Origin of the sequence: Roseateles sp. PN1, assembly GCF_038419725.1 — a bacterium.
Taxonomy (GTDB): Bacteria; Pseudomonadota; Gammaproteobacteria; order Burkholderiales; family Burkholderiaceae_C; genus Paucibacter_A.
Genome location: NZ_JBCARA010000018.1, coordinates 13,160 through 35,216 on the forward strand (window position 1 = coordinate 13,160; position 22,057 = coordinate 35,216).

16 protein-coding genes are annotated in these 22,057 nt (G+C 64.1%); 6 read left to right on the plus strand and 10 right to left on the minus strand.

Going from position 1 to position 22,057, the window contains the following annotated elements; all coding sequences use genetic code 11:
• Positions 1-365: 365 nt before the first annotated feature.
• On the minus strand, positions 366-1,313 hold the full coding sequence (gene epsA, locus AABB87_RS21290; RefSeq protein WP_341973317.1) for an XrtB/PEP-CTERM-associated transcriptional regulator EpsA: 948 nt from the start codon (positions 1,311-1,313) through the stop codon (positions 366-368).
• A 310-nt stretch (positions 1,314-1,623) separates the two neighbouring features.
• Between epsA and AABB87_RS21295 the strand changes: the two genes are divergently transcribed.
• The 3 genes from AABB87_RS21295 (at position 1,624) to adhP (ending at position 7,083) form a co-directional block, all read left to right on the plus strand.
• A complete protein-coding gene (locus AABB87_RS21295; protein ID WP_341973318.1) occupies positions 1,624-3,219 on the plus strand; it encodes a S8 family serine peptidase in 1,596 nt (531 codons plus the stop codon).
• Positions 3,220-3,573: 354 nt separating this feature from the next.
• Entirely contained in the window at positions 3,574-5,919 is a 2,346-nt protein-coding gene (locus tag AABB87_RS21300) for a TonB-dependent receptor plug domain-containing protein (RefSeq protein WP_341973319.1), read from the plus strand.
• Positions 5,920-6,060: 141 nt separating this feature from the next.
• Entirely contained in the window at positions 6,061-7,083 is a 1,023-nt protein-coding gene (adhP, locus tag AABB87_RS21305; protein ID WP_058718755.1) for an alcohol dehydrogenase AdhP, read from the plus strand.
• 47 nt (positions 7,084-7,130) lie between these two features.
• Here the strand turns inward: adhP and AABB87_RS21310 are convergent, their stop codons facing one another.
• From AABB87_RS21310 to AABB87_RS21325, 4 genes are all read right to left on the minus strand, one after another.
• Positions 7,131-7,325 carry a hypothetical protein gene (locus AABB87_RS21310; RefSeq protein WP_341973320.1) on the minus strand — a complete coding sequence of 65 codons (195 nt, stop codon included), beginning with the start codon at positions 7,323-7,325 and terminating at the stop codon, positions 7,131-7,133.
• Positions 7,326-7,550: 225 nt separating this feature from the next.
• Positions 7,551-8,993, minus strand: coding sequence for an N-acetylglucosamine-binding protein GbpA (gene gbpA, locus AABB87_RS21315; protein WP_341973321.1), 1,443 nt, complete (start codon positions 8,991-8,993; stop codon positions 7,551-7,553).
• A gap of 212 nt (positions 8,994-9,205) precedes the next feature.
• The gene (locus AABB87_RS21320; RefSeq protein WP_341973322.1) at positions 9,206-9,886 is read right to left on the minus strand and encodes a histidine phosphatase family protein; all 681 of its coding nucleotides are present in this window, start codon (positions 9,884-9,886) and stop codon (positions 9,206-9,208) included.
• A gap of 201 nt (positions 9,887-10,087) precedes the next feature.
• A complete protein-coding gene (locus AABB87_RS21325; protein WP_341973323.1) occupies positions 10,088-11,143 on the minus strand; it encodes a hypothetical protein in 1,056 nt (351 codons plus the stop codon).
• Positions 11,144-11,492: 349 nt separating this feature from the next.
• On the opposite strand from AABB87_RS21325, the gene AABB87_RS21330 reads away from it, so the two are divergent.
• Positions 11,493-13,133: a hypothetical protein gene (locus AABB87_RS21330; RefSeq protein WP_341973324.1), complete on the plus strand. Its 1,641-nt coding sequence runs from the start codon at positions 11,493-11,495 to the stop codon at positions 13,131-13,133.
• A gap of 72 nt (positions 13,134-13,205) precedes the next feature.
• Here the strand turns inward: AABB87_RS21330 and argJ are convergent, their stop codons facing one another.
• Positions 13,206-14,435, minus strand: a complete 1,230-nt coding sequence (argJ, locus tag AABB87_RS21335) for a bifunctional glutamate N-acetyltransferase/amino-acid acetyltransferase ArgJ (protein WP_341973325.1) — start codon at positions 14,433-14,435, stop codon at positions 13,206-13,208.
• A 227-nt stretch (positions 14,436-14,662) separates the two neighbouring features.
• On the opposite strand from argJ, the gene AABB87_RS21340 reads away from it, so the two are divergent.
• Together AABB87_RS21340 and AABB87_RS21345 are read left to right on the plus strand one after the other, a co-directional pair.
• Positions 14,663-15,394 carry a type 1 glutamine amidotransferase gene (locus AABB87_RS21340; RefSeq protein ID WP_341973327.1) on the plus strand — a complete coding sequence of 244 codons (732 nt, stop codon included), beginning with the start codon at positions 14,663-14,665 and terminating at the stop codon, positions 15,392-15,394.
• A 294-nt stretch (positions 15,395-15,688) separates the two neighbouring features.
• Entirely contained in the window at positions 15,689-16,405 is a 717-nt protein-coding gene (locus AABB87_RS21345) for a substrate-binding periplasmic protein (RefSeq protein WP_341973328.1), read from the plus strand.
• 43 nt (positions 16,406-16,448) lie between these two features.
• Here the strand turns inward: AABB87_RS21345 and kdpE are convergent, their stop codons facing one another.
• The 4 genes from kdpE to AABB87_RS21365 all read right to left on the minus strand — a co-directional run bounded on the left by kdpE (position 16,449) and on the right by AABB87_RS21365 (position 21,951).
• Entirely contained in the window at positions 16,449-17,162 is a 714-nt protein-coding gene (gene kdpE, locus AABB87_RS21350) for a two-component system response regulator KdpE (protein ID WP_341973329.1), read from the minus strand.
• Positions 17,155-19,908 (minus strand): DUF4118 domain-containing protein, encoded by a 2,754-nt coding sequence (locus tag AABB87_RS21355; protein WP_341973330.1) that lies wholly within the window; start codon positions 19,906-19,908, stop codon positions 17,155-17,157. Before AABB87_RS21355 ends, kdpE begins: the two co-directional genes overlap by 8 nt.
• 167 nt (positions 19,909-20,075) lie before the next feature.
• The gene (locus tag AABB87_RS21360) at positions 20,076-21,050 is read right to left on the minus strand and encodes a magnesium and cobalt transport protein CorA (RefSeq protein ID WP_341973331.1); all 975 of its coding nucleotides are present in this window, start codon (positions 21,048-21,050) and stop codon (positions 20,076-20,078) included.
• A gap of 49 nt (positions 21,051-21,099) precedes the next feature.
• The gene (locus AABB87_RS21365) at positions 21,100-21,951 is read right to left on the minus strand and encodes a TorF family putative porin (RefSeq protein WP_341973332.1); all 852 of its coding nucleotides are present in this window, start codon (positions 21,949-21,951) and stop codon (positions 21,100-21,102) included.
• Between the last annotated feature and the right edge of the window lie 106 nt (positions 21,952-22,057).

A 22,057-nucleotide genomic window follows, 5' to 3' on the forward strand; every position in this document is an offset into this window, starting at 1 on the left:
GAATGGTTGCTTGAGAGAAAACTCAAAAGGACAGGTGCCGACCAAGGCGTTTGAAGGCCTTTTGGCTGATCGGCGCCGCCTAAGGAGCAACCACTGGCGAAGCGCTCAATGTCTGGAACTGTTCGTCAGTTCCACAAGGGGAGCGTTGCGGCGGCCACTTTCGGGCGGGGCAGGTGGAAGAGCCCACCTGCACAAGGGAAAAGAGCTGAAGACCGAATGCGTTGTGCATCGACTCCGGAATATTGTCAGAACTACGTGAAAAAATTCACCTTGCACACCGCGCCGAATAGTCCGATTGACCCATGTCGGCCGGCAAATTTCAGGGACATTGCGGGCAAACCCTGAGACCTTTTCGGCCTATCGACTCAGGCCCCGTCGCGTCCGCCGTCCGTGCTGGAGCGCCCGAGCAAATTCATCGACATGGCTCGGGCCACTGCCTGCGCACGATTGGCCGCGCCGAGCTTGCGCAGAATTTTCTGCACATGGTTTTTCACCGTCAGGGCGCTGATGCTGAGCTGCTCGCCGATCTGCTGATTGCTCATGCCCTCGCGCAGCCAGGACAGGATCTCGCGCTCGCGCTCGGTGATGGCATTGCCCTGCGCCTGGCGCACGCCCACCGTGCGCGGGGCTTCGCTGATGTCGCGCTCCACCGTTTGCACGCGCAGCCAGGTGCCGTGCAGATAAGGCATGAGCAACTCCATCATCAGGCGCTGCTGCGGGCCGCTGATGCGGGCCTGGCTAGAGAACACGAAAAAGCTCTCGATCTCGGTGGGGCGCTGCGGCCGCGCCACCCCGTGCACCAGCAACTCGGCAAAGCCAGCTTCCAGCAAGGCCTGCCGAATCGGGGCCAGGGCTTGCCCTTCCAGGCTTTGCACCGCCACGGCCAAAGGCTTGCCGCGCTGGTCGATCCAGCGTCCCTGCAGTTGCTGCATCAGCGCACCACGACCATCGGCCAGACATTCCAGCACATCAGCGCCGACGGCAACACTGTTGAAGGCCTCAAACGCCACCTCACGGCGCTGGCGCACATAGGCGCCACATACTGCGAGTTGATGCGGCAACAAGGCCTGCAGATGGCTTTGGCTCCAGACAAAGAACTGGTAGCGCCGGCGCACGTCCAGCGCGGCTTCAACGGCGCGCACCATGGCCTCGACCTGGTCCGCATTGACGGGTTCGACAATGCCGCGCGGCAAGGCTTGACCCCCATGGCTCAAAGCCTCCTTGATCATCTCGCCCAAGGGCCGCGTCAGTTCCACCTGAGTTGCTGCGCCCAGCAATCCGCCAGGCTCTCCCGGTTCGGGCAAAGCATGCATAGAGCTTGTACCTTTTTATTTTGTGTGCCGCTTGTGGCGGATTCCGTTGCACCCGAAACATCAGGCAAGGGCGGGGCAGCGGCGTTCAAGTCAGTATTCGATGGGTCTTACTCCTCAAGCGACCCAGAAAAATAACGCTCAAGCAGATTCAGACCCGAGCCGCAGAATATGTGCGACATGTGACCAGTGTTTGAAGATGTGCAAAGACCGTAGGCCGTTCGGACTACAGCACCACAAGCCGGCGGACATGCCGTTCCGGCGCCACGGCTTTGTCACGCCAGTTTCACCCGCCCCCACTAGCCTGCGGCGCATGTCTAAGCTCAACACACCACGCCGGCGCGCCACGGCTCTCGCCGTACTCGCCCTTCTCGGCACCGATATGCTGCGCGCCGCCACCCCGGACGACAGCCTCTACACCAGCAAACAATGGTGGCTGAGCAGCCGCGACAGCAGCGCCAACGCCGGCTTGGCCAACTTCCCCAAGGCCTGGGATTTGAATAAGGGCAGCCCTGTGTCGGGCGCTGCACCCGTCATCGCCGTGCTCGACACCGGCGTGCGTGACCACCCCGATCTGCGCGCCAATCTCATCCTGCCCGGCTACAACTTCATCAGCAAGGCCGAATACGCCAACAACGGCGGCGTCGGCCGCAACAACGATCCCACCGACACCGGCGACGCGCTGACCCAGGCCGAGAAGGACGCCAATCTGGCACTGTGGGACGGCTGCCCCGTGCAAGCCAGCCCCAGCTGGCACGGCACCTTGGTGGCGGGCCAACTCGGCGCCGTCACCAACAACGGCAAGGGCGTGGCGGGCATCAACTGGAATGCGCAGATCCTGCCGGTGCGGGTGTCGGGCAAATGTGGGGCTGCGGTGCAAGATATGGTGGACGGCATGCGCTGGGCGGCCGGCCTGCCCGTCAGCGGCGTGCCGCTCAACACCCATCCGGCCAAGATTCTCGTGATCGGCTTCGCCGGTATGGCCAGCTGCGACACAGCAGATCCCAACCCCGAGGTAGCCCGCGCGGCCAAGCTCTATCAAGATGCCATTGCTGAGTTGCGCGCCAGGAATGTGCTGATCGTGGCGGCCGCCGGCAATACCCGCGGCGCCGTGGGCCGCCCGGCCAATTGCGCCGGCGTCCTCGGCGTGACTGCCGTCAACCGCCAAGGCTTCAAAGCCACCTACGCCAATATGGGCCCGCAGCTGGCCTTGGCGGCCACCGGTGGCGATGCCAACTACAAGCGCACTTGCGATGACCTCGCCGGCATCCCCGATGAGGGCATCTTCTCCACCAGCGGCCCCGCCGCCGCCGCCTCACCGACGGGCGAAGACTACGCCGCGGGCACCGGCACTAGCTTCGCCGCGCCGCAAGTGGCCGGCGTGGCCTCCTTGATGTGGGCCGCCAACCCAGCACTGACCCTGGCCCAGGTGGAAGCTGGCTTGAAGATCAGCGCCCGCCCCCATGTGGCCGCCGCCGCTTTGGGTGCGTGCAGCAGCGCCAGCAACGCCCAGCGCTGCAGTTGCACGACCAGCACCTGCGGCAGTGGTTTGCTGGACGCCGAAGAGGCGCTGCGCTTTGCCGCTGCGCCCAGCAGTTATGCGCCGCCCAGCCGCAGCCCGGTCAGCCTGAGCAGTGCGGCCTTGGATCAGTGCGGCATCAAACAAGGCACAGCGCCGGTGGACCCAACACCAGCTCCTACGCCGACGCCGACGCCTACTCCGACTCCGACTCCGACACCGACCCCAACGCCAGCACCAACTCCCACGCCAGCACCTGAGCCCGCCCCCAGTGGCGGCGGTGGTGGCGCGGCAGCGCCCTTCTGGGTCTTGGGTGTTGCAGCCGCCGCAGCGCTCTTGCGCCGCCGTGAAGTGGGCAGCCAGGACGAAAATTTGACGCAACGCAAATAGGCGAACGATTCACCTTTCATCGTCACGCCAGCTTCATAAATCATAGGCATACTGCAAAGCATTCGAGGCGACAAACCGGCTGCAGATTGGGCAGATCACTGGAACCCGTCACCAGCGCCAAGAATCCGTCTCCTGCATAGGTGTCCGGATGTCAAAAGGGCTACGACCATTGGGTTGTGGCCTTTTTGCTTTGTGGGGCCGCATGCAACATTGAACAATGCTGGCAGGTAAAGAAAGTTGAAACAGCGCCCGTACAGGGCCTGCGGCGCATAGCTGAACGCTCAGGCATGCGATGCTTCGCAGCCTCGACCCATAGCCAACATCACGCCAGCTCTTTCGCTGCCCTGCCCGCCCATGTTCCGCAAGCCAAAACTCGTCCCCGCCAACGAATCGCGCTGCCCACTCGCCCTGAGCTTTGCCCTGAGCTGCCTGGCCAGCTTGCCCAGCCAAGCCCAGGAAGCGCCGGCCGCGCCCAGCACAGCGGCCAGCGGGCCACAGCAGCAACAAGCTGCCAAAAAAACTGCCCCCAAGGCCGAGGCCAGCCAGGCCACGACACCGGCTCAGCTGGACCGGGTCGAGGTCAGCGGCCGCGCCTCCGATGAAGCGCAGCGGCGCAGCGCCACCGCCGCCAAGATCATCATCGGCCGCGAAGAAATCGAACGCTTTGGCGATAACTCGCTGGGCGAGGTGCTCAAACGCCTGCCGGGCGTCAGCACCGGCGGGCGGCCCGGGCGCGGTGGCGAGATTCGCATGCGCGGCATGGGCGGCGGCTATACGCAGATCCTGGTCAATGGCGAGCGTATGGCACCGGGCTTTTCACTGGACCAATTGCCGCCCGATCAGGTCGAGCGGATCGAGATCCTGCGCGCACCCTCGGCCGAGTTCGGCGCCCGCGCCGTCGCCGGCACCATCAATGTGGTCTTGCGTGAAGCCTTGCAAAAGCGCCTGAACGACTGGCGCGTGGGCCTGAGCGAAGAAAACGGCCTGTGGTCGCCCAGCCTGGGCTGGACGCGCAATGACAAGCTGGACGAGAACGGCGGCGCCTACAACCTGAGCCTGAACACCCAGCAAGTCAAGCGCAGCGACGCGCTGGACAGCCGGGCGCTAACCCACAACTTGGACGGCAGTGGCGACAGCCTGCTGAACAGCCACAGCCAGACGGAGGACGAGCGCCGCAGCCTAAACCTGAGCCTGCGCCTGCAGTGGAAGCTGGCCGAGGGTGATTCGCTGAGCGTTCAGCCTTTTGTGGTGGCTTCGCGCGGCAGCAATAGCAGCCTGATCACGCAGACCCGTAGCAGCCCCACGCCCGGCGACTTTGATCAGGCCCAGAGCACCGGCGATAGCAAATTCAATATGCTGCGCGTCAACTCGCAGTGGCAGCACCGCTTTGATGCCGACACCCGCTTGGAGCTGCGCGGCGGCATCGGCCTGGCCCGCAATGACAGCCATACGCTGAGGCAGGAATACCGCCAGTCCGCCTTGAGCCGCAGCCAGGACGACACCGTCAGCAGCGAAGACAAGTCCTGGAGCCTGAACGGCAAATACTCGCACACGCTGGAAAACGAACACAGCTTGGTGGGCGGCCTGGAAGGCGAAGGCACCCAGCGCCAGCAGAACCGCGTCTGCCTGCAAAACGGACAGTCCTGCCGCAATCTGCTGGACTTCGGCGACGACCTTGACGCCGCCACCCAGCGCATTGCGCTCTACGCCCAAGACGAATGGAGCGTGGGCAAGCAATGGGCCTTTTACGCCGGCCTGCGCGGCGAGACCATCGCCACCCGCAGCACCGCCGCCAACTATGCGGTGAACAACCGCGCCACGGTCTGGACCCCGCTCTTGCACGGGGTTTGGAAAATGCTCGACCAAGACGGCAAACCCAGCCGCGATCAGATCCGCGCCAGCCTGACCCGCAGCTACCGCAGCCCCAATCTGCAAGATCTGATCGCCCAGCCCACCATCAACTCGCAATACCCCTGCCCCGACGCTCAGCCTTGCGGCCCCAACGCCGCCAACTACCCCGACCGCAGCGGCAACCCCAACCTCAAACCCGAGCTGGCAACCGGCATTGACATCGCCTTCGAGAGCTATTTGAGCAAGGGCGGCGTGCTTAGCGCCAATCTGTTCTACCGCCGCATCAGCGATCTGATGCGCACCGTCACCAGCCTGGAAACTGTCAGCTGGGCCGGCGTGCCGCGCTGGGTGGCACGGCCACAGAACATCGGCAATGCCAGCACGATGGGCCTGGAGTTGGAGGCCAAGTTCCGCCTGGACGAATTCCTGCCCGAGGCCTGGCCGGTGTCGGTGCGCAGCAATCTAAGCCTGTTCCGCTCCTCGGTGGATGGCATTCCCGGCCCCAACAATCGCCTGGACCAACAGCCCAAGGCCACCGCCAATCTGGGCGCCGACTACAAGCTGCGCAGCTTGCCGCTGTCGCTTGGTGCGGGGCTGAACTGGACGCCTTCAGTCACGGTGCAGCAAAGCTTGCTGACCGAGGTGCACAACTCCCGCAAGGTGGTGCTGGATGCGTTCGCGCTGTGGTCCGTCAATCTGAACACCCAGCTGCGCTTGTCGGCCAGCAATCTGAACCCCTTGAGCTATAGCAACGGCAGCGTCATCAGCACCACCGATCAAATCATCACCACCGACACCGGCGGGCGCAGCTTCACCCAATGGCAATTGCGCCTGGAGATGAAGGTCTGAGCCGCAAGAAGGTGACAGCCCCGCGCCGCTATGCGGACAAGCCGCATGGCTGGCTTGATCTAGCTCATTGACCTCTAGCCATGAATCGACATACTTCTGACTCCGGGCCCCACTCGGCCCGCCAACCAGGAGAGGAGTGTCATGGCTCAAAAAATGAAGGCCGCGGTCGTCCACGAATTTGGCGCGCCGTTGCAAATTGAAGAAGTGGACGTGCCCGAAGTGGCGGACGGCCAGGTTTTGGTCAAGGTGGTGGCCTCAGGCGTGTGCCACACCGACCTGCATGCGGCCAATGGCGACTGGCCGGTCAAGCCCAGCCTGCCCTTCATCCCCGGCCATGAGGGCGTGGGCTTTGTGGCCGCGCTGGGCCGCGGCGTCAAGCATGTGAAGGAAGGTGACCGGGTCGGCGTGCCTTGGTTGCACACCGCCTGCGGCCACTGCGAGCACTGCATCACCGGCTGGGAAACCTTGTGCGGCGAACAGCAGATGACCGGCTACACCGTCAACGGTGGCTATGCCGAATATGTTTTGGCCGACCCCAGCTATGTGGGCCGCCTGCCTGACAAGCTGGACTTCGACCCCGCTGCGCCCCTGCTCTGCGCCGGCGTCACCGTCTACAAGGGGCTCAAGGTGCTGGACTGCAAGCCCGGCGACTGGGTGGCCATCTCCGGCATCGGGGGTCTGGGCCATATGGCGGTGCAGTACGCGCAGGCCATGGGTTATCACGTCATCGCGGTGGACATTGCCGAGGACAAACTGGCCCTGGCGCGCGAGCTGGGCGCCGAGGTCTGCATCAATGCGTTGACGCAAGACCCGGTGGCTGAAGTGCAAAAACATGTGCGCGGCGCCCATGGCGTGCTGGTCACGGCCGTGTCCAATAGCGCCTTCAAGCAAGGCGTAGGCATGCTGCACAAGCGCGGCACCATGTCACTGGTGGGCCTGCCGCCGGGCGACTTTGCCTTGCCGATCTTTGATGTGGTGCTCAATGCCAAGACCATTCGCGGCTCCATCGTCGGCACCCGCAAGGACCTGGAAGAAGCCCTGGCCTTTGCCGCTGATGGCAAGATCCAAACCCACTACAGCAGCGACAAGCTGGAATCCATCAACAACATCTTCGACCAGATGAAGCAAGGCCATATCGATGGCCGGGTGGTGATGAAAATCTAAGCGCAGGCCGCAAAGCCAGCCCGCAACACCGGGCTGGCTTCTCGCCATCAAGCGTCCTTATGCCCCAGCAGCCGCGCGGGCAGAAATAGCAGGGCGCGCAGCAAGGCAAACACCGCCTCCACGCTGATGCCAATCAGGCGAAATGGCAAAGACAAGAGCCAAACCACCGGCCACAGCAGCAGCGCCAGCAAGGCCAGCGGCCAACAAAGCACGAACAGCAGCAACCACAACAAGAGCTTCACCGCAGACCTTTCGTCGAGATCGCGTTCGATCTCAAGTTTTGGGGTGAGCCCGGGCCCGCCCCGAACTCTGCACAGCACTCTAGATGGGGCGGCTCCAAGTTAAAAGCCGCCTGCGACCGACCGGCCCCTGACTCGATGAACTGCATATCGAGCGGAACCAGCAGGTCTCAAGCGGCTTAGGCGACTCCGCATCAGGCCCAAAGGCCTGATGCCTTGAGCGCTAGATCAGCGCGCGATCCAGGCCTCTTGCCAGTGGCTACCGATGCCCGGCTCAAACTGCGGCGTCGACGGCGCCCACTGCACGCAATAGCCGCTATTGGGCCAAGGACGGCATTCATAGACACGACCGTTCTTAGGCTGCAGAACCCGGGTGCCGGCCTTGTAGCTCTTCAGCCCATCCGGGAAGCGGTACTGGAAGTTGCCGCCCGCGGCGGGGTCGGCCACAAACATCAGATCAAAAGTCTTCTGAATCAAGACACCGCTGCCCTTGACCACGCCCTTGAGCACCAGCTGGTGATGGCCGGCCGCTGGCTTGTCGATGACGATGCGCAGGTTCTGGCCCGAGTTATTCAGCGAGGCCGTGGCCACACCCTTGGTCTGGCCGCCATGGTCGAAGACGCTGGCATTCAAGTCCACCTCACCCACCGCGGTGACGCCGAACTGCAAAGTTAGCTGCCCTCCCACAATGGTTTGCTGTGCAGCCAGGCCATTCACCAATAGATCGGCACCGGGCGGCGTCGCGGCCTTCTCGATCTGCACCTCCACACGGTTCAAGCCGCTGTCTTGGCGGGCGAAGACCTCGTTCTGGCCTTGCACCGGCGAGATCGTGCCGTCTGCCGCCAATTGGCCAGCACGCAGCAGGCTTTGCTGGGCGTTGACGCGGGTGGCCAGCAGATAGGGCCAGGTGTTGCGTTGGCCGTCAGCCTGATTGGCAATGGTCAAGCGCGTCTGCAGGTCGGCGCGCTCACCCTTGGCATCAAAGACGCGCGTGGCCACCTTGTCGCCCGGCTGCAAATCCACCGAGGGGTAGATGCTGCCGCGCACGGCCCACACCGAGGCCGGCGGGTTCGGGTTGCCGCCAACATCGGCAAACATCAGGTCCACCAGGTTGTAGAAGCTATTGGGCGTGTCGCCCACTTCCCAAACGCCCAACACCAGCTGATAGCCGGTACGCGCCGGCAACTGGCATTGATGCGTCACCAGCTTGGGCGGCTGGCGCATGCCACCGTCGGCCTGGCAGAAAGGCTGGGCTTCAAAGGAGGCGCGGCTCAGGCGCACATTGGGGTTCCAACCCGGCTTGGTGATGTAGTAGCGCCAGCCCTTGGTGACATGGTTGGCGGTGAAGGTCCAGCTGAAGCTCATCGGACCGGCGCTGACCGCGCGCTTGCTCCAGCGCGAAGCGGTCTGCTCGTCCAGGGGCGAGAACTGCACCAGCCCGGCACTGGCAATTTGGCCATCGGCCGGGCCGCGGTCGGGGTAGCCCGAGGGGGCCTCCAGGCTTTGCGGCTCCCACTGAATCGCGCCGCAAGCGCTATTGCCGCCGGAGCGGCACAGCGCATTGCGCGACTCCGGTGCGCTGATATAGCCATGTGCAAAAGCCTGAGCACTGAGCGCCAGTCCGGCGATCAGCGCCAGGATCTGGCGCTCTTTTTTGAGCATGAAATGCATGGTTGCCCCGCTGTAAATGAGGGCGCGATTATGGGGAAGGTACCCTCTTGTAACTTCCGTGTACTTTGACTTTTACACGCCGTTACTGCGGCGTTCGCAAAGAGAACAGCCGGCTTGAGACAGCAAAATTCGCCATCCTGACTCAAACAGCTATCCGATTGCCGGCGCTTGGGCCTGGCGCATCCGCAGCAGGAAGAACCGCCCGGCGGGCCTCAGGCGTAGCTCACCAGCCCCGGCACGCTGAGCAGCTCCAGATGCGCCACATTGTTGAAGCCCAGCAGCGCCATGCGTTTGGGCGTCAAGGCGAACTCGCTGACCGAGCCATTGCGGATGCGCAGATTCAGCTCGATGGCCGTCTGCGCATTCACGCCCAGCACCTGGCCGATGGCGGTGGAGATGGGCCCGCCGCTGGAGACGACCAACACCCGCAGATCCGGCCGGCTCAGCGCCTGCGCTTGCACATGGGCCAGGGTGGCGGCCACGCCGGCGGAGAACTCGGCATAACTCGGCATGCCCCGGGGCTCGCTGGCGCCATCCATCCAGGCTTGCAAGCCTTCACGCAGCAGGCGAAAGTGCTGGCGCGCGGCCTCGGCCGTCTGCGGCGCATGCAGCGCGCCAGGGTGTATGGCTTGGATCAGCGCGGCGCTGTCGTATTCATTCAACCCAGGCCAAACTTCCGCTGGCAGGTTCTGGCCCAGGCCCTCGGCAATGCCGGCCAGCGACTGCGCATGGCGCTTGAGTGAGCCGCGCAGCACCAGGTCAAACTGCTGGCCGCGTTCGCGCCAGTAAGTGCCCAAAGCCACGCATTGGCGCTGGCCCAGCTCACTGAGTTGATCGTAGTCCGCAGCCCCCAGCGAGGCCTGGCCGTGACGCACAAGATAGACATTGCCCATGGCGGCTATCATCGCCGCGGGCGGCGTGGGAGCCTGTCACGGCTGTGACCTGCAGAGGGAAATCTCGTCCAATGTGCGGGGAAGAGAGCGAGAGCATGGGCATGGGCGAAGACGTGCGCGGCCACCAAGGCCGGAACGAATGCAAGCTCGAGGCAAAGGCGAACGCAGGCTAGTCCCTGCAGGCCATCATGCTTCAGGCGATCAGCCGGTCCGGCCATCCAGACCTTGCAAGCTGCTGCGGCCCAGCGATGCAGCGGCCTCCAGCGAATCCAGGGCCAGATGTTTGAGCAGCTCATCGAGTTGCTGCTGCAACTCCGCCTGGCTGCGGCCTTGGCGGGTGGCCATGGCCGTGGGCGAGCTGCCGCGCGTCAGCCACAGCAGCAGCTGGGCTTGGATCGTGCTCAAGCTCAGTGCCCGCACCAGGGCTTGCAGCAAGCGCCAGTCATCGGTTTCGCGCAGCACGATCAGGCAATGGCCCTCGCCCACCAAATCGGCATCCACCCCATGCAAATCAAAGTTCAGGCGCCGACTGCCCTGCCCTTCGGCCGGCCCACGGCTGCGGCCAGCGCCGGGGCGCGCTTGGGGCAGCACGGTCAAGCCTTGGCCGGCACCACCGGCGCGGCTGCGCAGCAACTCGCGGTGCAGCCACAGCATCAGCTCCGGCGGCAAACGGCCGCGCTCGAAGTGCCCGCCACTGAAATAGTCGGCCATCAGGCTGCGGGCGCGCGCCGTGTGCCAGATGCAACGGCCGCTGTGCTCATGCACCAGCAAGCTGGCGTGGCCCAGCACGTCCACGCTGGGCAACGTCATGTTTGATGCAGTCCCCGAGGCATCCTCTGCCCCGGCACTAGCTGCGCCCTGCATCAGCAAGGCCAATCGCGGCAGCAGCTCCAGTGCGCGCATGGGCCGGCTCAGGCCATCCATCGCGCCGGCAGCCAGGGCCGCGTCGCGCTGCTCGGCGCTGCCATCCAGGCCCAGCATCAGCAAAGGCACGGCCGCCCAGCCGGGCCGGGCCAGCAACTGCCGCGCCCATTCACAGGCCTGGGCAAGATCGCTGCCCTGCGCCAACTCCAGCAAGATCACGGCCGGCCGCGGCCCCGCCGGCTCGGTGAGCCCAGCCACCGCCAGGCGCTGCACGTTGTAGCCCGACTCTTCCAACACCTCTTGCAGCACATGGGCGGCGCCCGGCTGTTCGGTCTTGACCACCAGCAGGACAAACGCCCCGGCGGGTCCATCGGTGTTGATCAAAGGGCTCATGAGGGAATCTCGCCAATCTCGGTAAAGCAGCATTTGCAATTTGGGTGAGAGAGTCTGAGCAAGGGCCGTGCCAAGTATTGACCTCACCCCGCCGCATCCCCTCTTCAAAATAGCACCAATTTGGTGAGCTTGCACCAAAGCGAGCCAGCCGGGAAGCCCGGCCGCCTGCGTCGAGCTGTGCGGCCAAACAGGGAGAAACCAAGGGTCAGGCCTTGCCCAGCGGATCACTTGCGCCAAATCCTCGCTTATCTGGTTATCGAATCCGCACATGAGGCCAAAGGTTAGCGCCAGCCTGGCCGATACTTCTGATGCTGACTCCGCAGCGCCCTTGTCCTCACTGAAACAAAGCATGGATCGTTTGGTCGAGCATGTGGTGGCTTGGCATAACCGCCATCCGCTCGCAAAGAAAATCACTATCTACGACGTCCACACCATGGGCGTTGTGGCTTTGCCATTTCTGCGCAGTGCGCATCAGTCGGGCGGCGGCGGCGCTGGCGGGGAGGCGATTGAGCCGACCATGGGCGACGCGCCACTCGGCGGCCTGGGAGAGAGCACCCTCGACGCCCACGCCAACACCACCGCCCAGCACCTCGATGCCCTGGCCGACCAGGAGGAGCCACCCGCGCATGCCCTGGCCCGCATGGGCTGGCGCCAGCGTTTGGCGCAAGTGCTGGGCGCTTTGGCCTTCTGGAAACATCAAGGCAAGCGCAAGGCCGCCAGCAGCTGGCCCGCCTTCAGCGAGAAATTCATCCCGATTGCCCCGCGCAAGATTGCGGCGTTTGCGCAAAGCCAGGGCTTTTTGAACCCACCCGGTGATGCCAGCTGGCCGCAGCGGGTGGTACCCATCGACGAGGCCATGCTGGCCAAGCACAACGGCGCCTGGCCCTTCGAGCTTTATTTGCTGACCGCCGCCATCGACGCCGGCAACTCGCGCACCCGCGTGCTGATCGGCATGGGCCGCAAGCCGCAAATCCTGGGCGCACGCTGCGGCAGCCGCCGCCGACTCGCCTTTGCGGCCATGGTGGTGCTGGGCCTGCTGGCCGTCGTGGTGGCCCTGCTGATGCCCCATGGCAAATCGGGCGAGCATGCCGTAGATGCCGCTTCGGCAGCATCGGCCCCCGCCTCGGCTGCGGCTTCATCATCCAGCGCGGCCACCGCGACAGCTGCCGCGAGCGCGGCCGAGTCCGCCGCTGCGGCCAGTGCAGCAGCGGCAGCGCTAGAAGCGGCATCGGCGGCTTCGGCTGCATCGACATCCGCTTCGGCCGCCGGCGCAAATTTGAGCGACACCCTCGGCGCCGCGGGCGACCCGGCATCAACGCCGGCGAGTGCCAACGCCAGTGCAAGCGCCAGCGCCAGCGCCGCTTCGGCGGCTCCGGGCGACAAGGAAGAACAGCCCGATATCCGCCCCCAACTGGTCAAGCCACTCCCCAAACGGACTCCGTTTGCAGCGGGCAGCGAAGGCGCCAGCAAGGCGGACGGTCAAAAGCCGGGCAGCGACACGCAGAAGTCAGGCCCAAGCCCAGAGAAGGCCAAAGCGGGCGAAGGCAAGGGGGACGTCCCTGCCAAATCGGACAAAGCGGACAAGGCGGACAAATCCGACAAAGCGGAAAAAGCGAACAAGGCAGGCAAGGCCACCGACGAGAAAACCACCCAGCCCCTGGTGGAAAAGCTCGGCCCCTTGGACGGCCTGGAGTCCGGCGGCACGATTCATTCGGCCGTCAAGTCCAAGACCGGCAAGTCGGGCGAGGCCGTCCCGGTGGTCGCCCTGGTTGGCCCGGTGGCGCCCAGCAAGGCCGAGGCCGAGGCCATGCTGGCCCGCATGCTGACCTTCATCAAGCCTCTGCATCCAGACGGCCTGAACACCAGCGTGGTGCAAACGCCGCAAGGCTGGCGCGCCGCCGTCTGGCCTTTTGACAGCCGCCAGGAAGCCCAGCTGATCAACGCCACGCTGGTCGCGCGCGGCATGAAGACCAAGGCAGTGGACTTTTAAGTCGCCATCCCCATCAGGCCGGCCCGTGCTTGCTTGCACGGGCTCGCCCCGATTGAAGCGCAAGGCGCATCCTCAGGAGCGGTAGTCGGCGTTGATGGTCACGTAGTCGTGGCTCAAGTCGCAAGTCCACACGGTGGCGCTGGCTGCGCCGCGGTTCAGATTCACCCGCACGCTGATTTCGCTTTGCTTCATCACGCGTTGGCCGTCTTCCTCGCGGTAGTCGGGGTGGCGGCCGCCGGCGCGCACCACATGCACATCGTCCAGATGCAGGTCGATCAGGGTCTGGTCCAGATCATCAATGCCGGCGTAACCCACCGCCGCCAGAATGCGGCCCAGATTTGGGTCGCTGGCGAAGAAGGCGGTCTTGACCAGCGGTGAGTGGGCAATCGCATAAGCGGCCAGCTTGCACTCAGCTTCATTGCGACCACCGTCGATCTGCACGGTGATGAATTTGGTGGCGCCCTCGCCGTCGCGCACGATGGCTTGCGCCAGGCGCTGCGAGACCTCGATCAAGGCCGCGCGCAAGACCTGACCCTCCGCGCTGCTCAGCGATTCGATGCGGGCGTGCTTGGCCTGATGGGTGGCGATCAGCACGAAGGAGTCATTCGTCGAGGTATCGCCGTCGATGGTGATGCGGTTGAATGAGGCGTCAGCGGCTTCGGTCACCAGCGCCTGCAGCAGCGCCGGGTTGATATTGGCATCGGTCGCCACATAGCCCAGCATGGTGGCCATATTCGGGCGAATCATGCCGGCGCCCTTGCTGATGCCGGTGAGCGTCACCGTCACGCCACCAATCTGCACCTGGGTGGAGGCGGCCTTGGGGATGGTGTCGGTGGTCATGATGCCCAGCGCGGCTTCGTCCCAGGCGTCCGGGCGCAGCGCGGCGATGGCTGCGGGCAGGCCCTTGATGATGCGATCCACCGGCAGGGTTTCCATGATCACGCCGGTCGAGAAGGGCAAGACCTGCTGCGGCTGGATGTTCAGCAAAGCGGCCAGCGCTTCGCAGCTTTGATGGGCGCGGGCCAGGCCGTCGGCGCCGGTGCCGGCATTGGCATTGCCGGTGTTGACGAGGATGGCGCGAACCGCAGCGCCGGCCGCCAGATGCTCACGGCAGATCTGCACCGGCGCGGCGCAGAAGCGATTCTTGGTGAACACGCCCGCCACGCTGGCGCCTTCATCCAGCACGATCACGCTCAGATCACGGCGGTCCGCCTTGCGGATGCCGGCCTGGGTGATACCGAGGCGAACACCGGGAACCGGGTGCAGGGAAGCGGGATCGGGGGCGCTGAGATTGACGGGCATGGTGGGGGCCTTGAAACAGGACAAATGAGATGCCGGATTGTAAGTTGGCATAGGGCCGCAGCCATCGTCATAGCGCTTCATGGCAAAGCGTCAGCCCGCATCCAAGCGCTTGATAGCTTCTTGATGCCATCAGGCCAAAGCTTGGCGAGGTCTTGAGTCACACCGTCCTAAATTGAAGTCCTCGAAACAAGCGGCGCGCCTTCAACACTGTGCTGCGCGCCACCGATATGAGACCTGTTGCCATCCTCCAGCACGAAGCCAATCAAGGCCCCGGCTATCTGGCCGAGTTCCTGCACCAGCAAGGTATCCCCTGCGAGACCTTTCGGGCCGATAAAGAACAGCCCCTGCCGCACCGTGCCGATGAGTTCAGCGGTTTGGTCGTGCTGGGCAGCAACCACAGCGTCAATGACGAACAGCCCTGGATCGCCCACGAGCAAGCCCTGGTGCAAGACGCCGTGGCTCGCGACCTGCCCGTGCTGGGCCATTGCTTCGGTGCCCAGTTGCTGGCCAAGAGTTGCGGCGCGCGCGTCACCCGCAATGCCTGGCCCAATATCGGCTGGAGCAAGCTGTGGGTGACACCGGACGCCCGCGCCTTGTTCGGCGGCCGCGCCCAGACCACGGTCTTCAACTGGCACTACGACACCTTCGAGATCCCGCCAGGTGCCCGCCGCAGCCTTTTTGGCACCCACTGCATCAACAAAGGATTCACCATGGGCAAGCATGTCGCGCTGCAATGCCATCTGGAAGTGACCGAAGAGAGCGTGCGCGCCTGGTGCCATGAGTCCAAGCATGAGTTGGAACATGTGCAAAAGAGCCCGGCCGTGCAAAGCGAGGCGGAGATCCTGCGTGATCTGCAGTCCCGCACCGATGAGCTGCACCGCATGGCACGCAGCGTTTATCACCAATGGACTTTGGGCCTGCGACGGACGAGTGTGGTGCGGGCGAAGTTGTATTGGTAAACCTTGGAAGTGCGCCTGGCAGCCCGTACGAATACGCAGATTTTCCAGGCTGATTCGCTGAGAGAATGCTCTGTAGAAATGCCGACCTGAAGGGTCGGATTGAGCCTCATGCCCATATGCCAGCACGTCAAAGCAAGTGGACTCGCTAGGCTCGACTTCTCGACGCCAATAAGGGCCCAGTAAATGACTGATGACAGGCCTATCAAGCCTCGCCGCTGGATTCGCCCTCTCGCCGCCTATGTGTTTGCCTGCTCGGCATGGATGCCGCTTTCGAGTTACGCCCAAGACGTATCCATGACTGCTCGCACCAGCGGGCAGTCCGACAACTTCATCAAATTCCACCCAGGTAATGTGGCCGCACCGGGCTTGAGTTTCGAGGTCATGCAGGCGGTGCAGCGAATCGACCCGACGCTGAAGTTCGTGGGCCAGGAAGTCCTGCGACCGCTCAGGCGCGTGGAAGCGGAACTGGTGGCGGGCAAGCTTGACGTCTTCTTCGGCCTGGTGCGTAACCCGGAGCGTGCCGCCAAGTACCTGGTGCTGTCCCCGCCTTTGTACAGGCAGTTCACCCAGTTGGCGGTGCGCAGCGAAGACCCGATCAATATCAAAACATTCGACGAGATCCGCCAATTGGGGAGCGCCGGCATCGTCGGCGTGCCCAGGGGCTCCGCCTATGTCACCCATCTCAAAGGCCTGGGCGGCCTGACTGTTGATGACGGTGTCGCCTCGGTCAGCAGCACGCTTCAGAAACTCATCGCCGGACGCGTTCGATTTGTCTATTACGGCGACGCGGTCCTGCGCAAGTACATTCAGGAAGATGGCCTAGAGGGCAAGGTCCGGCTGCTGCCGGCCCGCTTTTATGGCGAGGATGTCTGTGTCGTGGTCTCAAAAACCGCGGACCCGCAACTCGTCTTACGCATAGAACGCGCCCTCGAACGCTTGCGTTCCAGCGGCGAACTGGCTGCGATCCAGGACAAGTACGACGTACGGACATTACCAAGCAATAGAAACTGAGCGGGGCCATTTCAAACCCGCCCAACGATCGCAATATCGCGACTCAGGCCATCAAGCGGTATCCCACCGCCGTCTCCGTCAACAAATGCTTGGGCGCCGCCGGCACCGCTTCCAGCTTCTGGCGCAGATTGCCCATGTAAACGCGCAGATAGTGGTTGTCATCCACATGCGATGGCCCCCACACCGCCTTGAGCAGCTGCCGGTGCGTCAGCACTTTTCCGGCGTTAGCAATGAGGTGCGTTAACAAGCGGTACTCAATCGGGGTCAGATGCACGGCATCGCCCGCACGCAACACACGCCTGGCGGACAGATCCACCTCCACGTCACCGAAGCGGAACACTGTCTGCGCCGGCTCGTCTGCATGGCCTCCCATGCGTCCGGCTTGTTGGCTGCGGCGCAGGGCCACGCGCACCCGCGCCATCAGCTCGCCCACGCCGAAGGGCTTGGTCAAGTAGTCATCGGCGCCAGCATCCAGCGCAGCAATCTTGTCGGCCTCGTTCGTGCGGGCGGAAAGTACGATGACCGGCACCCCGGACCAGGCACGCAAATCCTTCAGATAGTTGATGCCATCATCATCCGGCAGGCCCAGGTCCAGAATCACCAACTCGGGCCGGCGCGTGCCGGCGTCCACCAGGCCTTGGCGCACGGTCTCGCATTCATGCACCAGCCAGCCTTCGGCCTCCAGGGCCATGCGCACAAAGCGGCGGATGCTGGGCTCGTCCTCAACAATCAGGGCAACGGGTTGCGGTTCACTCATGATCTTCGACGTCTTCTTCCAAAAGCGGCATGGCCGGGGCTTGGCCTAGGGGCAGCAGCATCACAAAAGCGGCACCCTGCGGCTGGGCGGACTCGGCCCAGATGCGGCCGCCATGCGCTTCCACAATCGCGCGGCAAATGGCCAGGCCTAAGCCCACGCCGGGGGTGCTGGATTCGCGCTCACCACGGCTGAACTTGGCAAACAACTGTTCCTCACGGCCGACGGGCAGGCCAGGGCCATCATCACTCACACTCAAACGCAGCGCGTCCTGACCCTGCAAGGCGCCCGGCGCCAAGCGGGCGGCCACGGCGATGCAGCTGCCTGGCGGCGTGTACTTGAGCGCGTTTTCCAGCAGATTGCACAGCACCCGCTCCATCAAGGTGGCATCCAGATTCAGCAGGGGCAGGCCAGCGGGAATGTCCACTTGCAATTGGTGATCCTGCATCAGCCTTTGCAGGGCTTGCAGGGAAGAACCCACCACCTCATCCACCGGCTGCCACTGCAGGTTCAGGCGCACGGCGCCGCTTTGCAGGCGGGCCATGTCCAGCAGATTGCTGACCATGGCGCTGATGCGCTGTGACTGTTGCAAGAGGCCGCCGGCCAGTTCGCGAGCAGCGGGCGGCATGTCGGCCATGCTGTCCAGGGTTTGGGCCAGGCCGTAGACCACGGCCAGCGGCGTGCGCAAATCATGCGACAGCGCCGACAGCAAGGAGTTGCGCAAGCGCTCGGACTCAATCTGCACCAGGGCTTGCTGGGCCACCTCCACATAGTGCACCCGCTCCAGCGCCTGACCGATGATGCGGGCCGAGGTTTCCAGCTGCGCACGCAGCTCAGGCTGCATCAGGCTGCGGCTGGAGCGCGGGCGCAGCGCCAGCACACCACGCACCCGCATGGGCGCGGCCAGGGGCAGATAGAACCAGGCGCTGCCGGCCAGGGTGTCGGTGCTCAAGCCCGCAGCCTGCTTGTGCTCCAGGGCCCAGCGGGCGGTGCCGGCGTCGGGCTGCTCGGCCAGGGGCAAGGCCTGCTGACGCGGCGAGGGCTGCAATTGCTCATCGAGGTCCAAGACAAACAGCAAGGCCTCGCCCATCACCTCTTGGGCCAGGGCGGACTCGGCCACCTGCAGCACCTGCTCGGACTGCAGGGCGCCGGCCAGATCGCTGGTCAGCTCGAACAGGGCGCGCGAGCGCCCTTCCCGCTCGGCCGCCACCTGGGCCTGGTAGCGCAGGCCGGCGGTCAGCTGGCCGGTGATCAAACCCACCGCCAACATCACCGCAAAGGTGAGCAGGTACTGCACATCGCTGACGGCAAAACTCAGCTGCGGCGCGACGAAAAAGAAGTCAAACAAACCCACGCTCAAAAAGCTGGCCGCCACCGCCGGGCCACGGCCCAGTTTGAGCGCCACACCTACCACCGTCAGCAAGAACAGCATGACGATATTGGACTGATCGAACGCCAGGCGCAGCGGCCAGCTGATCAGCGTCGTCAGGCAACAAGCCGCCAGCGTCAGGCCGTAGCGGCGGGCGCTGCGCTGCCAGTGTTCATTGGAAGCCTGGACGGCGCTGTCACTGCCGGTGAATGCTTCACGGCGCTGCGTGGCTGCGGGCGTGGAGGCGGCGCAAATCAGGTCCAACTCCGGCGCTTCGGCGGCAATTTCCTGCTGCAGATCGCGCCGGCCGGTGAGCCTGGCCAGCAGGCCGCGCTCAGCACTGCGGCCCAGCACCAGCTTGGACAAATTGTGTTCGCGCGCATGGCGAATCAGGGCCGGCGCCAGGGCTTGCGCCGACAGCACCGCCGTGCTGGCACCCAACTCATGCGCCAGGCGCAGCACCCGCAAAATGCGTTCGCGCTGCGCATCCGGCAGGCGCTGCAGGGCCGGGGTTTCCACATACACCGCCTGCCAGCTGACATTGAGCTGCTGGGCCAGCTGCGCGGCATTGCGCACCACGCTCTCGGCAGCCGGCGTGGTGCCCACGGCGCAGAGGATTGCGGCCTCGGTCTTCCAGACCTGGGCGATGCGCTCATTGCTGCGCCAGGCTTGCACATCGTCTTCCACCCGGTCAGCGGTGCGGCGCAGGGCCAGCTCCCGCAAGGCCATCAGATTGCCTTTGCGGAAAAAATTGTGCGCGGCGCGCTGGGCCTGCGCACCCATATAGACCTTGCCAGCGGCCAGTCGTGCCAGCAACTCATCCGCTGGCGTGTCCACCATCACCACTTCGTCGGCGCGATCGAAAAAGGTGTCGGGCAAGGTCTCCTGCACCCGCACGCCGGTGATGCCGCCCACCACATCGTTGAGGCTTTCCAGATGCTGGACGTTGAGCGTGGAGTAGACATGGATGCCGTGGGCCAGCAGCTCCTCCACGTCCTGCCAGCGCTTGGGGTGGCGAGAGCCGGGCACATTGGCATGCGCCAGCTCGTCGATCAGGATGAGCGCAGGCCTGCGTGCTAACGCCGCATCCAGGTCGAACTCAGGCAAGGCCTTGCCGCGGTACTCGATGCTTTTCAGCGGCAGCTGGGGCAGGCCTTCCAGCATGGCCATGGTTTCGCTGCGGCCATGTGTCACCACCACGCCGGCCAGCACCTCCTGCCCTTCGGCCTGCAGCTTGCGCGCCGCCTGCAGCATGGCAAATGTTTTGCCCACCCCGGCCGAGGAGCCAAAGTAGATGCGCAGCTTGCCCCGCGCCTCGCTTTGCTGGGCTTGCGTGATTTGGGCAAGCAAGGCGTCGGGGTCAGGTCTTGCGTCAGTCATAGGAGGATCAAAAACCATTCATCATTAGCCGGCATTGACTCTCGGGCCGAGCGCCGGGCCGCCCCAAGCCGGCCCGCGTAGGCGATGTATTTGCCGGCCGATCCGGCAGACATCGCCGTCCCCTCGGGGGACCGGCCAAGGTACTCCTTGGACGAGGGGCTCACGTTCTACAGCCAACCGGCGCGGCGGAAGCGCCACCACAGGCCGACGCAGACCGTGGCGATCAGGCCCAAGGCCATCGGGTAGCCAAACAGCCACTTCAGCTCCGGCATGTGCTCAAAATTCATGCCCCAGATGCCGGCAAACGCGGTGGCGGCAGCAAAAATGCCGGCCCAGGCAGCCAGGCGTTTGGTGACGTTGCTGTCTTCAATCGCCACCATGGACAGATTGGCCTGGATGGCGGTGGCCAAGGTGTCGCGCACCGATTCGATGGCGGCCTCGATGCGAGCCAAATGGTCGGCCACGTCGCGGAAATACTCGCCCGTGCGGGCGCACAGCGGTGGGATGCGCCCGCCGTGCAACTTGGACAGCATCTCCAGCATCGGCGCCACCGCCCGGCGCAAAAGCATCAGGCGGCGCTTGAGTTCGTACAAGCGCTTGATATTGTCCAGCTGGGCACCGCGCACAAAAATGCTTTGCTCGATCTCCTCCAGCTCCGACCCCAGCAAGTCCACGATGGGGAAGTAGCGATCCACCACCGCGTCCATCAAGGCATAGAGCACAAAGCTGGGGCCGTGGGCCAGCAGTTCGGGCTCGCGCTCGCAGCGCTCGCGCACGCCCAGGAAGTGCAGCTTGCTTTCACGCCGCACCGAGAGCACATAGTTGTGGCCGCAGAAGACGCAGACCTCACCCAGGCTCAGATCGCCACCCACCCAGTCCACCAGATGCATGACGGCAAACAAGTCCTGCCCGTACTCTTCGACCTTGGGTCGTTGATGGCCGTTGTGCGCGTCTTCAACCGCCAGTGGGTGGAGATTGAAGAGGCGGCGCCAGGGCTCCAGCTCGGCCGCTTCGGGGTCGCGCAAGGCCACCCAGATGAAGCAGTCGGGCTGCTCCAGATAGGTCGCCAACTCCTCCGGGCGAGTGGGCGAGAGGTCGGCAAGCTTCTGACCCGCTTGATAGGCTGTGCAATTGATCAGCATGCTGGCATTGTCACTTGCTCATACGGGAGGCATCGCGTCGCTCGGGCGCTTAGAAAGCCTTGGCGACGCTCAGCACCAAGCCCGTTCCACCAACGCGCTTGGCGTCCTGACCGGCAGCATTGCCGACTTGGTAGAACTCCTTCTTGGCATTCGTGCCGACGACGGCAGCTGTCCAGTTCAGACCCAAGATTTCCTTGGCGATGGAGACCTTGGCGTCGGTGTAAGACAGATCCCCGTAATTGCGCACCTTCAGGTAGCCGACATGAGTGCCCAAAGTGACGCCCTGCCCCAGATCGAAGTTGTAGTTCAGGTCCAGATAGGCGCTGCCTTTGCTGCTGCCGTTCGCGCCCAAGCTGCTGAAGTAGGCGTAGCCGGCGGTGTCGCTATTGAGGCCAAAGTAGTCGGTGGCGGCGACAGAGAGCTTGGCGCTGAAAGCGCCATAGCTCAAGCCCAAATACAGATCCAGGTTGTCGTACTTCTTGTCGCTGGCCACACCGGGCGCGCTGTTCAGCCGGGCACCGGGGTAGACGTAGGCCAGGGCGCCGAGGTCCAGGGTCAGGTCTTGCCCAGCCACTTGGCCGGCGTTGAATTTGAAGCCGCCGTAAACATCGGTCTCCATCCCGGCGCCGTTGTTATAGCTATTGCCCGAAACATTGGAGGCCCACACGCCGGCGTAAGCGCCGCTGCTGTGGGCATAGTCAAAGCCGCCTTGCACAGCGGGCAGCATCCAGCTCTGGCTAATGCCGCGGAAGCGGTAGTCGCTGTTCAGGCTCAGATTGCCGCTCAGGGTGTGCTCGGGCGTGGCAGCTGGCGCCGTGGCTTGGGCAGAGGCTGTGGCATTCAGCAATGTCAGGGTGGCCAGGGCGAACAGGGCGTTCAGGGAAAGACTCTTGTTTTTCATAGGAATGGAACAGCGTGATTCAAAAAATTGCACGAGGCATTGGGGTCAAACAAACAACCAAACAAATAAAAGACGATGAGACCCCTCCCGTCCAGGAACTCTCTGT